Annotated in this window: 5 protein-coding genes; 1 reads left to right on the top strand and 4 read right to left on the bottom strand. The window is 72.7% G+C overall.

Annotation, left to right across the window (positions count from 1 at the left end):
* Positions 1 to 113 precede the first annotated feature (113 nt).
* Positions 114 to 863 carry a hypothetical protein gene (locus ABZV77_RS35845; RefSeq protein WP_356266388.1) on the top strand — a complete coding sequence of 250 codons (750 nt, stop codon included), beginning with the start codon at positions 114 to 116 and terminating at the stop codon, positions 861 to 863.
* Positions 864 to 935: 72 nt separating this feature from the next.
* Here the strand turns inward: ABZV77_RS35845 and ABZV77_RS35840 are convergent, their stop codons facing one another.
* The 4 genes from ABZV77_RS35840 to ABZV77_RS35825 form a co-directional block, all read right to left on the bottom strand.
* The gene (locus ABZV77_RS35840) at positions 936 to 1418 is read right to left on the bottom strand and encodes a hypothetical protein (protein WP_356266386.1); all 483 of its coding nucleotides are present in this window, start codon (positions 1416 to 1418) and stop codon (positions 936 to 938) included.
* 236 nt (positions 1419 to 1654) lie between these two features.
* Positions 1655 to 9118: a MupA/Atu3671 family FMN-dependent luciferase-like monooxygenase gene (locus ABZV77_RS35835; RefSeq protein ID WP_356266384.1), complete on the bottom strand. Its 7464-nt coding sequence runs from the start codon at positions 9116 to 9118 to the stop codon at positions 1655 to 1657.
* The gene (locus ABZV77_RS35830) at positions 9115 to 12540 is read right to left on the bottom strand and encodes a beta-ketoacyl synthase N-terminal-like domain-containing protein (protein ID WP_356266382.1); all 3426 of its coding nucleotides are present in this window, start codon (positions 12538 to 12540) and stop codon (positions 9115 to 9117) included. The genes ABZV77_RS35835 and ABZV77_RS35830 overlap by 4 nt, the downstream gene beginning before the upstream one ends.
* On the bottom strand, positions 12537 to 13880 hold the full coding sequence (locus tag ABZV77_RS35825) for an MFS transporter (protein WP_356266380.1): 1344 nt from the start codon (positions 13878 to 13880) through the stop codon (positions 12537 to 12539). Before ABZV77_RS35825 ends, ABZV77_RS35830 begins: the two co-directional genes overlap by 4 nt.
* Between the last annotated feature and the right edge of the window lie 142 nt (positions 13881 to 14022).

The raw sequence follows: 14022 nt of genomic DNA, 5'->3' as shown, positions 1-14022 counted from the left end.
ATCGACTTTCGGCGGCTGTGCGGCGCCCCTCTCCCCTCCTAGCGTCTGACGGGAAGACGATCGACGGGCAGCCGGACCGGCCACCCGTCACGGGGCGGAACGGAGTCCACGAGATGCCGGGCAAAGAGCACAGCGAGGTACGGGACGAGCACCACGGCCAGCACGGCCAGCACGGCGAGATGACGGGCCGGACCACTGAGCTCGGTCACCCGCGGAGCGATCTGCTTCTGCTGCTCGTCGGCACGCCGCTCGTCGGGCTGCTGCTCGGGCTGGCGGTGCCGCGGCTCGCCCGCTGGGCGTCCGGGTCGCCGGTGCTGCCGTGGCGGGACGGCATCCAGTTCCTCGGCAGGCTCGACGCGCCCTGGCAGGTCGGGCTCTTCGTGGCGGCCGGGTTCGTGGCCGGTGTGCTCCTCGTCCTGATGGCGGTCTCGGAGGACATGCGGCTGAAGCTGACCGACGAGCAGGTGCACGTCGGTCAGGACGGCCGGTCGCGGACCTTCGAACGCGCCGACGTCTCGGCGGTGTTCCTCGACGGCAGGCAGCTCGTGCTGCTCGGCACGGACTCCGGCGAGCTCGTGCGCGGCGTGCCCGCACCGCGCGCCGCGGCGCTGGCCGAGGCGTTCCGCGCACACGGTTACCCGTTCCGGGACGCCGACCCGCACGCCTCGCTGTTCCACCGCTGGATCCCCGGCACCCCGGACCTGCCCGCCGAGGTCCACGCGCTCCTCGCGGCACGCAGGGCCGCGCTGGGACGGAAGGCCCCGCGGGACGCCGGTGACCTGGTCGAGACGGTGCGGGGGCTCGGTTACGTCGTACGCGACGAAGGGACGGAGCAGTACTGGCGGCCGTTGGCCGGGAGCTGAGAAAGGCGGCGCCACCGCAGGAGCGGGGCACCGCCTCCCTTCCCGCGTCAGGGACGACGCGTGGGGGCCGGATCAGAACACGAACGGCCCTGGCGACTGCGCCGACGTCGCGTTGCAGGTCACGGTGAGGCCGAGGACCACGATCTTCAGGGACTTGCCCTCCAGGCTGTCGCCCGCGGCGACGGTCCCGGTGAGCGGTCCGGTGGAGACCGCGCCGCCCGCCGGGATGGCCGGGTTGGAGTTGCCGGTGAAGTCGGTCGTCCCCGAGCCGTTCTTCGTGAGGGTGAGCGTCGAGTTGACGGCGCCCGCGCCGATGTCGATCGGGGCCGTGATCGCCGAGGTCGACACCTCTATGGTCGCGCTGGTGCCGTCCTGGGCGGCGGTGAGCGTCGCCGTCCCGGAACCGTACGTTCCGCAGTCGAACGAGAGCGTGGCGCTCTGCGGTTCCACGGCGCCTGCCGCGGGCGCCATCGCCAGCGCACCGACGGCGAGAGCGCCGACGCCGAGTGCCGTTCCGATTCCTCCGCCGAGTCTGCCGAGTCTGCCGTTCCGCATGGGGGCCTGCCTTCATGGGGTGGGGGGAGCGTGGGGGGATGCGCCTGCGCAGCGCCGGGACTGCTTACTCCGAAACGCTTCTGACGGGTAGTCAGCAGCCCGGATCGCTGCCCATTGAGGCACAGGGGGCCAGGAGTAACAAGGCCGAGTCTCATGATTCTTGACATGTCACGACCAATTTCAGCCGCACGGCACAGCCTGCTCCGGCACACGCCGGTCCAGCACCCCCCTCCGGCTCACCCCTCTCCCCGCAGCGCCTCCCCCGCCTCCCTCGCCAGGAGCCCGACGTACCGCCCGGTCCAGGCCTCGACCGTGGCCCGGTCCCACAGGTCGGTCGAGTACTCCAGGTATCCGGAGAGCACGTCGCCCGTCGGGATCAGTCCGAAGTTGAACTCCGAGCGCGCGCCCGGGACCGCGAGGTCCTCGACCGCCGTCGTCAGGCCGGGCAGCTCGACCTCCGTCTCCAGAGAGCTCTGGTACTGGAAGCCGACCGGCAGCCGGTCCGGCACCTCGGTGCCAAGCACGGCGCTCACGTCCGCCGCCACCGCACGGATCGGCGCGGCATGGTCGATGGCGCCGACCGCGCTGCGCGCCACCTGGTCCACCAGCGCCCCGAACGACGCGGCCGCGCCGCCTCGGACCCGCAGCGTGAAGGACGACACCGTGCAGGCCGCGAGCGCCTCGAACTCCCGCCGCTCACGGTTGGCGTAGGAGATGCCGAGCACGACGTCCGGCCCCTCCCCCACCTCCTCGACCAGGCGGGCCATCGCGGCCGCCGTCACCACGAAGGGGGTCGTCCGGTGCCGTCGGGCCAGCGCCTCCACATCGGCCCGCGCGGCCCGGTCCACCGTGAACAGGACCACGTCACCGGCCCCGCTCAGCTCCGCGGGGCGGGGCCGGTCCAGCGGCAGCGGCATCCCGAAGGGGGCGCCGTCCAACTGCCGCGCCCAGTAGTCGACCAGGCGGCCCTTGTCCTGCGTACGGCTCTGCTCACGCTGCCAGCGCGCGTACGCACCCGGCTGCGGGATGCTGCCGGAATCCGCGAGGCCGTGCGGCGTCCCGGTGACCTCCGTGCGGTAGAGAGCCGCCAGCTCGCGCAGCAGCAGACTGACCGACCAGCCGTCGCAGGCCGCGTGGTGCAGGACGAAGAGCAGCACCCACCGGTCGCGGTCCACGCGCAACAGGCGCAGGACGGGAGCGAGTTCGGCCCGGATGTCGAAGGGGACGGCTGCCGTGTCTCCCGCCAGGCGCTCCGCCTCCTCGGCCGCGGCGGCCGCCGAGCCGTGCCGCGCGAACAGGTCCTCCTCCGGCAACTCCACCGGCCGCGGCCGCACGGCTTCCTGCCACCACTCGCCGCCGTCTTCCACGAAGCGTGTCCGCAACGCCTCGTGCCGGGCCACGAGTTCGGTGAGGGCGGTGCGCAGGGCCGGTACGTCCAGCGCTCCCGTCAGGGTGAGTCGCATCGCCACGTTGTAGATCTGCGGGCGGGGGTGCGTGCTGTGGCGGGTGATGAAGGCGGCCTGCTGGGCGGTGACGGGGGCGCGGGCCGGGATGTCGCTTTCTCCCGCCGCGTCGCCGTCTCGCGCCGCGGCGCCGTCTCCGGTTTCATCAGTTTCATCGACGGATCCCACCAGGTACGCCGCCATCGCCCGGAGCGTGGGCTCCTCGTAGAAGCGCGCGACGGGGTACTCGATGCCGAACTCCTCCCGCACGCCGTTGGCCAGCCGGATCGCCGTGATGGAGTGGCCGCCCAGCTCGAAGAAGGAGGCGTCCGGCGCGATCGCCGACGCGTCGAGGTCGAACTCCCGGGCCCAGAGCCGCTTCAGCCGTGCCTCGACGGGCACCGGGGTTGCGCTCGGGGTCGGGGTCGGGGGCGCACTCGGGGTCGGGGTCGGATTCGTCACGATGCCGGGCTCGGGCAGCGCGGCCCGGTCCAGCTTGCCGTTGCCGGAAAGGGGCAGCTCGGGCAGGACGGCCCAGGCGCGGGGTACCAGGTGGTCGGGCAGCAGCTCGGCGAGTTCCGTCGTCAGCCGGTCGCTGAGCCCCTGCGCCGATGCCCGCTCATGGTGGCCTTCGGGTACATGGTGACCTTCGGGTACGACGTATGCCCCGAGGTGCGCATCGCCGTGCCGGTCGCGTCGGGCCAGGACGACCGCCTCGCGGACTCCGGCCAGGGCGTTGAGCGCGCGGGAGACCTCTTCGGGCTCGACGCGGTAGCCGCGTATCTTCACCTGATCGTCTGTCCGGCCACGGAACTCCAGCGCGCCCCCGCCGCTCCAGCACACCAGGTCCCCGGTGCGGTACAGCCGCCCCTCGGCGCCCCGCGGATCAAGGACGAAGCGCTCCGCCGTCAGGCCGGGACGGCCCAGGTATCCGGCGGCCACGCCGGGACCGCCGACGTACAGCTCCCCCACCTCTCCGGCGGGCACCTCCCGGCCGTCCGCGTCGAGCACCCGGAGCGTGACGTTGTGCACGGGCCGACCGATCGGGATCGGCCGGCCGGGGCCCTCCGGGGTGCGCGGCTCCGCCTGGCGCGGCTCGACCGTCGCGGCCGTGCACAGCACCGTCACCTCGGTGGGTCCGTACACGTTCACCGTCTCGTAAGGAGCGCCGGGGCGCGGGCGGGTGCGCATCACGTCGCCGCCGAGCAACAGGTGCCGCAGCGGCGGCTGTTGGGACTCGGGGAGTGCGAGGACCGCCTCACCGAGGGCCGTCGGCAGGATCGAGAAGGTGACGCGCCGGTCCGCATACCAGCGGGCCAGCGCGGCCGGGTCCTTGCGGACCGCCTCGTCGGCCACGACGACCGTGGCGCCCGCGGTCAGCGCGGGCCAGATCTCCAGCGCCGCGGCGTCGAAGCCCTGGCTGCAGACCGCGGCGCTGCGGTCGTCCGCGGTGAACCCGAAGCGCTCGTGGTGCCACTGGCAGAGGTCGACGACGGCCCGGTGCGGGATGGCGACACCCTTGGGGGTGCCGGTGCTGCCGGAGGTGTAGATGGCGAAGCAGAGGGACTCGGAGGTGGGCGGTGCCGTCGCCGCAGGGGCAGCGGAGAGGGTGCCGGTCGCGGCGACGTCGAGCACCGCCGTCCCGTCCGGCACCTCCGGCCGCCGCGCCTCCGCGCCCGTGTCCGCGTCCGTGCTCCCGTGCGTCACCAGGATCCGCGCACCGCTCTCCGCGAGGATCGCCTCGGCCCGCGCGCGGCCCTGACCGGGGTCGAGCGGCACATAGCCGCGCCCCGACTTGAGGGCCGCGAGCATCGCGACGATCAGATCGGCGCCGCGCGGCAGCCACAGGGCGACCGGCGCGTCGCCTCCCGCCACGGTCCGCAGCACCGCCGCGAGCCGCTCGGCACGCTCCTCCAACTCCCCGTACGTCAGGGTGTCTTCGCCACTGATCACCGCGGTGCGGCCGGGGGCCACCTGGGCCCACCGCGACGTCAGCGAGTCGACCGTGCTGCTCGTCCGCTGCCGGACGGGCCCGTGCCGCCACTCCCTCGGCACCACATCCGTGACGCCCCCCGCCCCCACCGCTTCGGCGAGGACGTCCCGGAACGTCGTGAAGAGCGCGTCGACCGTCGCCTCGTCGAAGAGGTCGGTGTGGTACTCCAGGTGGCAGCGGATACCGTCGGGCAGGTCGGTGAAGTAGACGCTGAGGTCGGTCAGCGCCTTGTCAGGGCCCGAGTCGAGCGGCGTCGCCCGCACCCCCGGCAGGTCGAAGCGGAAGGGGTCGCCGGTCTCGAACTCGGCGAGCGTCTGGAACACGGGCGTCCGGTCGAGGGCGCGCGGCGGCGCCAGCTCCCGTACGACCGCCTCGAAGGGCACGTCGGCGTGGTCGTACGCGTCCAGGGCCACCCCGCGCACCCGGTCGAGGAGCGTGCCGAAGTCCGGGGCTCCGGAGAGGTCGAGGCGGAGCGCCAGGGTGTTGACGAAGAAGCCGACCACGTCCGCGTACTCGGGCGTGCGGTCGGACATCGGGGTGCCGATGACGAGGTCGTCCTGGCCGGTGACGCGGTGCAGCGCGGCCGCGTAGCCCGCGAGCAGGGTCATGAAGAGGGTGCTGCGGCGCGTACGTCCGAACTCCCTTACCTTGTCCGACAGTTCCGGGTCCAGTGTGCGGAACAGGGCGCGGCCGTTGGACGTCATCACGCCGGGCCTCGGCCGGTCGGTCGGCAGGGCGAGGACGGGCAGGTCGCCGTCGAGTGCCTTCTTCCAGTACGCCAGGTCCTCGGCCGCCTTCGGGCCGCCGAGCGCGTCGAGCTGGCCGCGGGCGTGATCCGCGTAGGTGCGGGTGAGGGCGGGGAGGTCCGCGGCCGGGGCACCCGGCAGCTGTGCGCGGTAGAGGGCGGACACGTCGCGGGCGAGGACGGCGGCCGAGGCCGCGTCCATCACGATGTGGTGCAGGGACAGGACGAGGACGTGCCGCCGCTCGCCGAGCCGGACGAGGCGCGTGACGAACAGCGGCCCTTCCGCCAGATCGAAGCGGCGCCCGCTCTCCGCCTTCAGCACGTCGGCGACGGGGTCACCGCCTCCCGTACCGTCGACGACCTCGAAGTCCACCTCGCCCGGCGGACGCGTGAACTGGCGCGGCTCGCCCGCCACTTCACGGAAGACCGTGCGGAGCTGGCCGTGTCGCGCGGCCAGCTCGCCCAGCGCGGCCCGCAGCGCGGGGACGTCCAGCGGGCCTTCGAGCTCGATGGCCTTGGTCTCGTTGTACGCGGTGCGGCCGGGGAGCATCCGCTCCAGGAACCAGACGCGCTGCTGACCGGGGGAAAGGGCGGCCCCTTGATCACCCACCTGAACCGGCACCGAAGTCGGCACCGGCTCCGCCACCGGCTCCGGCTTCGGTGCGGCCTCCGCAGGTGTCACGTACGCGCGACGCAGTCCATCGAAGTGCGTCAGGCCGTCCCGCAGCGCGCCCGGCTCGACGCCGAAGTCCACGAGGCCGACGACCTCGTCGGCGCCCGCAGCGCGCACCGCGTCCACGACGGGCCGCACGCTCTCGGGGCTGCCGATGAGGGCGCGCTGGTCGCAGTAGCGGTCGTAGGCGCGGCGGAAGACCACGTCCAGGTCGTCCTCGGTCATCGCCGACATGTCGATCCGCTGGTCCAGGCTGTTGGCGATGCTGCCGAACAGGGACAGGGACGAGCGCATGTACCGCGACAGCGGATCGCGCGCCACGGCGCGGGCCGTCGCGTGGTCCTCGGCGAGGTAGGTGTGCAGCAGTACGGCCACGTGCCCGGCGTCCGGGTCCAGGCCGCACTCGGCGCGCGTGCGGCGGTAGAGCGCGACGTTGTCGCGGAGCTGCTCGACGCTCTGCGTCATGAGGTTGGTGACGATGCCGACGTCGTTGCGCGCCGCCAGCTCGTACGAGGCCGGGTTGCCGACGACCGCCGTGTACATCGGCGGGGCGTCCTGGACCGGACGGGGGAACAGGCGCAGATCGCTCTCGCCGTTCCCTGTGGTGCGGCGCACGGGCTCGCCGCGCCACAACTGCCGTACCTCCGCGACCTGTTCGTACATCTTCTCCTTGTGGGAGCCGAAGCGCTCCGGGAAGAAGACGAAGTCGTTGGCGTGCCAGCCGCTGGCGCAGCCGATGCCGATCCGGCCGCCGGAGAGGTTGTCGACCATCGACCACTCCTCGGCGACGCGGATCGGGTCGTGCAGCGGCAGCACGACGGATCCCGCGTTGATGCGGATGCGCCCGGTCTCGCGGGCGAGCGCGGCGGCGAGCACGACGGGGTTCGGGAAGAGCCCGCCGAAGGAGTGGAAGTGCCGCTCGGGGATCCACAGGGAGTGGAAGCCGTGCCGGTCGGCGAACCGGGCGGTCTCCAGGAGGTGGTCGTACTTGCCGTGCCGGGGGCCCGCATCGTCCTGCGGGTAGTCCCCGAAGAAGTAGACGCCGAAGTCGAGCGGGCGGGCGGGCTGCTGCTGCCGCTTCGGCTGCACGGTCGCCGCCGCACTGTTCCAGGCCATGGCCTGCGGCTTGGCCACAGGAGCGGATGCGGATGCGGGAGCCGGAGCAGGTACGGGGACAGGGACAGGGACAGGTTCGGGGACAGGCACGGCAGACCGCCGCGCGGCCCCCGCACGGGCGCCACCCGGGCTGCCGAGGGAGAACCCCGCACCGCGCAGCTCCCGCAGCGAGTCCTGCACCGCATCCACGATGAACTCGACGTCGCCGTCCGAGTGTTCGGTGGACAGGAAGAAGTTGCGCCACTCCCACACGTGCACGCCGCGCAGCATGAGGTGGTGGTAGAGCAGTTCCATGTCCGCGCGGTGCTCGAAGCGGAACATCGAGCCGAAGTGGCTCATGCTCAGGGCGAACCCCTCGGCCTCGAAGAAGGCGTTGAGGGTGGCGGCCAGTTCGTCCGTGCGGGCGTTCAGCCGCTCCTGGAGCCGCGGGCTGTGCTCCTTGAGGTGGGCGAGCACGGCACGGGTGGCGACCATCGACACCGGGTGCTGGATGTAGGTGCCGCCGAAGAAGGTGGTGTCGGCGGCCGGGTAGCTGGCGTCCCCGTAGCTCCAGTGGCCGCCGTCGATGCCGTCCATGATGTCGGCACGGCCCGCGATGGCCCCGATGGGGAAGCCGCCGCCGAGCAGTTTTCCGTACGTGGCCAGGTCGGGCGTGACCCCGTAGAGCTCCTGGGCGCCGCGCGGCGCGGGGCGGAAGCCGGTCAGCATCTCGTCGAAGAGCAGCACGATGCCGTGGAGCCGGGTCAACTCGCGCAGCCGCCGCACGAAGTCGGCGGGCCGCAGCGACGGGTGGCGGCTCTGCACGGGCTCCACGACGACCGCGGCGATGTCGGCGGCCTGCTGCTCGATGACGGCGAGGCTCTCCTCGCTGCCGTACGGCAGGACGAGCAGGTCGGCGACGGCGTTGTGCGGGACGCCCGCGGACATCGGGACGGTCGTGAGGCCTTCGCCGCCGGTGCGCGGGGAGCGGCCGAGCACATTGTCGTTGTGGCCGTGGTACGCGCCCTCGAAGGTGATGATGCGGGAGCGTCCGGTGGCGGCGCGGGCGAGCCTGATGGCCGCGGAGTTCGCCTCCGTACCGGAGTTGGCGAAGGCGACGCGCTCCATGCCGGTCAGCTCGGCGAGCAGCTCGGCGGCCTCGCCGGTCTCCACGTTGCGCGGGCCGAGCTGGATGCCGCGCGAGAGGTGCTCGCGGACCGCGTCGGTGACGAAGGCGGGCTCGTGGCCGAAGAGCAGGACGCCGAACCCCATGGTGATGTCGACGTACCGGTTGCCGTCGATGTCCTCCAGCCACGACCCCCGCGCCCGCCGCCCCGCGATGGGGTACAGCATCTCCTTCGTACTGCTGCGGAAGCCGACCGCCGCCCTGCTGTCGGCGAGCACGCGGCGGTAGCGCTGGGCGACGCTCTTCGACGTGGGCGTCTTCGCGGTGTAGCGGCGCACCAGGTCGTCGAGGTGGGCCCGCTGGCTGTCGGAGGCGTTGCCGCGGATCATCCCCGAGCCGCGGGCGACCTCCGGACGCGGCCCGTGCTGGGCCGGTCTGGACGCCGGGGACTCCGCCGCCTCCGGCCCCGCATCATCCGACCCTGCATCCGGCCCTGCATCCGGCTCGGGCTCCTCTTGGGCGCCCATCTGCCGGGCGATGCGCTGCGAGAGCTCGGCCATCGCGGCGAGATCCTGGTCGACCGCGGCAGCGGCGGCCGAACGGTCGGCGTACTCGGTCCCGGTCACCGTCCCGCCTTCCCGTCGGCGGCGACGCCCGACGTCTGCGCGGCCAGCAACTGCGAGAGCTGCCCCATCAGTTGGAGCTGCATCTGCGACAGCTGGTGGACCTGCCGGACGAGGTCGTCCACTTCGCGCCGGGTGGCGTACTCGGCGGAGGGCGGCGGCGACACAACGGTTTCAGCCGCCGGAGCCGGCGGAGCCGAAGCAGGCGTCACGGGCGAAGGAATCGAGGGAATCGAGGGAATCGAGGGAGCCGAAGGGGCCGAAGGGGCCGAAGGGGCCGAAGGGGCCGAAGGGGCCGAAGGGGCCGAAGGGGCCGAAGGGGCCAGCAAAACCGAGGGAGCCGCCGCAAGCGACGGACCGTCCGCCCCCGCGGACTTCCCCGCGATGATCACCGCGAGCCCCTTCGCCGTCCCCGCCTCCTCGAAGAGCTCCCGCATCGACACCTTGACCCGGTGCTCCTCCTCCAGTTCCCGGAGCACCCCGATCATCTGCAGCGAGTCCGCGCCGAGGTCGAAGAAGGACGCGTCCTCGGCTATCTCGCTGGTGTCGTAGCTGAGGTGCTTCGCGGTGACCTTGATGATGTGCTGGAGCACCCGCTCGACGGCTGCCTCGTCCTGTGCCACTTCCGCCCCATCCCTTGTCGCTCGTACACGTTCTCGTTCGGGTCGTACGGGTTGTACAGGCCGGGGAAGGTGGTTCTCCGGCCCCGTCCAGTAGTCCTTGTGCTGGAACCGGTATCCCGGCAGCGGAATCCTGCGCCCCGCCCCGCCCATGAAGGTCCGCCAGTCGACCGGCGCCCCGGCCCTGTACAGCCCGGCGGCCGCGTCCCACAGCGGTTCGAGCCCCGCGCCGCGCCGCAGCGACGGATGTGCCGTCCGGCCGGGCAGCTCCCGGAGCTCCCGACGGGCCAGGCCGCTGAGTGTCGTGTGCGGGCCGATCTCCACCAGCGCCCCCACGCCGTCGTACGAGGCGTCCAGCTCCCTCAGTACGTCGAGGAACCGGACCGGTTCACGCGCCTGACGTACGAAATAGTCGGCGTCCGGAACCCACCCGGCAGGCCGGGTGCGCCCGTCGAGGCCGCTCACGAACGGCACGCGTCCCGGCCTCGGCCGCACCCCGCCCGCCAGCTCCCGCAGCCCGTCGAGGACCGGGTCCATGAGGGCGGTGTGGAAGGCGTGCCGCACGGGGAGTTCGCGTGCGTGGATGCCGCGCCCGGCGAGGAGTTCCGTCAGGCGTGCCATGGCGGCCGCCGGGCCCGCGAGCACCTGGCTGTGCTCGCCGTTCGTGACGGCGAGCTCCACACCGGGCACCTCGGCGGCCAGCTTCTCCGCCGTCCGCAGGTCCGTCGGGACCGCGACCATCGCACCCGGCGCGCACTGCTCCCGCATGAGCCTGCCCCGCCCGGCGGTCAGCCGCAGCCCGTCCGCCATGCTGAGCACGCCCGCCGCGTACAGCGCGCCGTACTCCCCCACGCTGTGCCCGGCCACCACCCCCGGCTCGATCCCGGCCTCCCGCCACAGCCGGACCAGGGCGCACTGCAGCGCGAAGAGGGCGGGCTGCGCCACTTCGGTCGCCAGGACCGGCTCCCCCGGGCCCTCGCCCGCGGCGCCCAGCAGCGGGACGAGGAGGCTGTCCCCGCCGGTGAGCCCGGCGAACTGCCGCTCGCAGGCGTCCAGGACCTCGCGTACGACGGGAAAGCGCTCGTAGAGGTCGCGGGCCGTGCCCCGGTGGAGGCTGCCCTGCCCCGTGAAGAGGAACCCGGCCTCGGCACCACCCACGACCGGCACTGAGGGCTGCTTCGACTGCCGCTGCGCGAGCCAGTCGTCCAGCGCACCGGTCAGCGCGGCCACCGTGTCGCCCCGCAGCGCGAGCCGGTGTCTGCGGTGGGAGCGGCCGATGGCCAGCGTGGTCACGAGGTCGGCGTGGTGCGTCGCGGGGTGCGCGCGCAGGTGGTCGCGCAGGGCCTCGGCGTTGTCGGTGAGCGCCTTCTCCGTGTGTCCCGCGACCACCAGGACGCCCGGAGGCCGTAATTCCGGCTCGTTGGCGGCCGGGCGGGGCGCGGGCTCGGGGGCCTCTTCCAGGACTACGTGGACGTTGGTGCCGCCGACCCCGAACGAGCTGACGCAGGCCCTGCGCGGCCCGTCGCCCGCGGGCCACGGGCGGGCGGAGTCCGGGATGTAGAACGGGCTCGCCGCGAGGTCCAGGGCGGGGTTGGGGCGGCGGAAGTTGGCCATCGGCGGGATGACGCGGTGCCGCAGCACAAGGAGCGCCTTGACCAGGCTCGCCAGGCCCGAACACACGTCGAGGTGCCCGATGTTGGCCTTGACCGAGCCGAGCGCGCAGTACCCCGTGCGGTCGGTGTCGGCGCGGAACGCGGCCGTGGCGCCCTCGAACTCGATGGGGTCGCCCTTGAACGTGCCGGTGCCGTGCGTCTCCAGATAGCCGACGGTGGCCGCATCGACGCCCGCCCGCCGCAGGGCGCGGCGGATCGCTCCCCGCTGGCCGTCCGCACTGGGTGCGCTGAACGCCCTCTTGTCCGCGCCGTCGTTGTTGACCCCCCAGCCCCGGATGACGCCGTGGATGTGGTCGCCGTCCGCGACGGCCCGGTCGAGGCGCTTGAGCACCACCGCCACGACGCCCGTGCCGCCGACGGTCCCGTCCGCGTCGGCGTCGAAGGGCCGCAGGAAGCCGCTCTTGGAGAGGATGGAACCCTTGACGTACTGGTAGCCGAGCACCTGCGGCACATGGAGGGCGGTGGCACCGGCGACAGCGATGTCGCACTCCCCCGCGACCACGGACTGCGCGGCGAGATAGGCGGCGGTGAGCGAACTGGAGCACGCCGTCTGGATGTTGACGGCGGGGCCCGTCAAACCGAGGCGGTAGGCGGCGCGGTTGGCGGTGAAGTCGGTGAAGTTGCCGATGGTGACCTGCAGTCCGGCGACCCAGTCCGCGATGCCGTCCTGGAGGACGTTGTTCTGGAGGTAGGTCTGGAGGGAGTAGAGGTGGTAGCCGGTACTGGCGTACACCCCGACGTCATGGCGACCGCCGCCCGAGCCCTTCGTGCCCCCCGAGTCCCCCGGGTCCCCCGCATACCCCGCGTTCTCCAGCGCATGGTGGACGCACTCCAGGAACAGCCGTTGCTGCGGGTCGGTGATCCGCGCCTCGTGCGCGCTCATCCCGAAGAACCCCGCGTCGAACCCCGCGATGCCGTCGAGCACTCCGCTCGCCCCGACGAACTCCTCGGCCCGGTACTCCTCCTCGGGCACCCCGGCGGCCGCGAGTTCGGCGTCGGTGAAGCGGCGGATGCGGTCGGCGCCGTCGCGGATCGTGCGCCAGAACTCCTCCGGGGTGTCGGCGCCGGGCAGCCGGAAGGACATGCCGACGACGGCCACGGCATCACGGGCGGCGCTGGTGGCGGTGGTCATCTGGCCTCGCTCTCACTCTCGCGCACACTCTCGCTCTCGCTCTCGCGCTCCACGGGGTCGTTGCTCGTCCGATCCGGCGGATCCTGCACCACGGGTGGGGGCTCCGTCCTTCGCCCTTGGCGCACCAGGGCGACGAACATCCCGACGCACAGCACGATCGCCAACCCATGCAGCAGGCCCACCACTTGGAACGGCGAGAAGCGGTCCAGGAGCGCCCCGCTGACCAGCATGCCGAGGCCGAATCCGGTGTTCTCGACCGACGCGGAGAGCCCGAACAGCCGACCGCGCTGCTCGTCGGGGGCCGCCTGGAGACGGGTGACGTACGCGATCTCGGTGAGCCCGTCGGCCATGCCCGCGACCAGGGCGGCCGCGACCGCCACGTACGTGGGCAGCCCGGCGAAGACCACGATGAACGCCGCCGACATCACACAGGCCCCGACCGCGAACGCCCGCTCCCCCGGCCCCTGCCGCCCGCCGCGCCCCGCCCACCGCCCGCACAGCTGCTGCATGACGATGTTGCCGATGGCCCACGTGGCCCAGAACTGGCTGACGAACGTGGCCGGATGGGACGGGTCGAGGTCGCTGGAGTAGACCGGCAGGGCCACGTTGTGGGACGAGGAGCCGAGGCCGTCGGCGGCCCTGAGCGCGATCATGAGGGCGAGAACGGGAGCGGCACGCAGCAGGAGCAGCGCGCCGCCGCCCCCTCCGAGGGCGCCCGTCACTGCCTTCTCCTGGGCGACCTCCCCACCTCCCCCGGCACCTCCCCCGGCCTCCTTCTCCCGCTCCGCCCTCGTACGGATCGGAAGGGAGAGCAGCACGCAAGCGGAGACCGCGAAGGTGGCGGCGTCCAGGGAGATGGCGGCGACGTAGCCCAGTTGCGCGACCACGACACCCGCGGAGGCGAAACCGGCGATCATGGCGAGCGAACGCCCGGTCGCGAGGAGCGAGTTGGCCCGGAGCCGCAGCTCGCCGCCGACGATCTCGGGGATGCTGCTGCGCAGCGCGACGCCGGAGAGCGTCGAGCAGAAGCCGGTCACGACGGCCAGCACGTACAGCAGCCCCGCACGTCCCCCGTCGGGAGCGAGCAGCAGCGCTATCATGGCGGCGCACTGCGTGAGATCGGCGCCGACCATCAACCTCTTCCGGTCGTACGCCGAGACCAGCCGTCCGCTCACAAAGCCGGAGACGACACTGGTCAACAGGCGTACGGCCATGAAGATCCCCGCGGCCAGGGCGCTGTCGGTCACCTCATAGATGAAGACGTTGAGGGCGACCATGTTCAGGTAACTGCCGTACGCCGAAATGCCGTTGCCCACGACGAGCAGGCGAAAGTGCCGCAAGCTTCCCCCCTGGTCCACGCGCCGGGCTGCCATTGAGAACGTGCACGGCTGCGCTCAGCCGAGGCCGTCTTCACACTCACCCGCCCCGAAGCGCGCACACAGTCCCTCGAATTGGGGACTTGACACCATCCGTCGCGCTCAG

The organism is Streptomyces sp. NPDC004732, assembly GCF_040609235.1.
GTDB lineage: Bacteria > Actinomycetota > Actinomycetes > Streptomycetales > Streptomycetaceae > Streptomyces.
This window is presented reverse-complemented; position numbering and strand designations above follow the sequence as displayed.

What these genes read in the sequence shown, in the direction of transcription:
- ABZV77_RS35845 (WP_356266388.1), top strand. Translation starts at nt 114, where the DNA reads ATGCCGGGCAAAGAGCACAGCGAGGTACGGGACGAGCACCACGGCCAG.
- ABZV77_RS35840 (WP_356266386.1), bottom strand. Translation starts at nt 1,418, where the DNA reads ATGCGGAACGGCAGACTCGGCAGACTCGGCGGAGGAATCGGAACGGCA.
- ABZV77_RS35830 (WP_356266382.1), bottom strand. Translation starts at nt 12,540, where the DNA reads ATGACCACCGCCACCAGCGCCGCCCGTGATGCCGTGGCCGTCGTCGGC.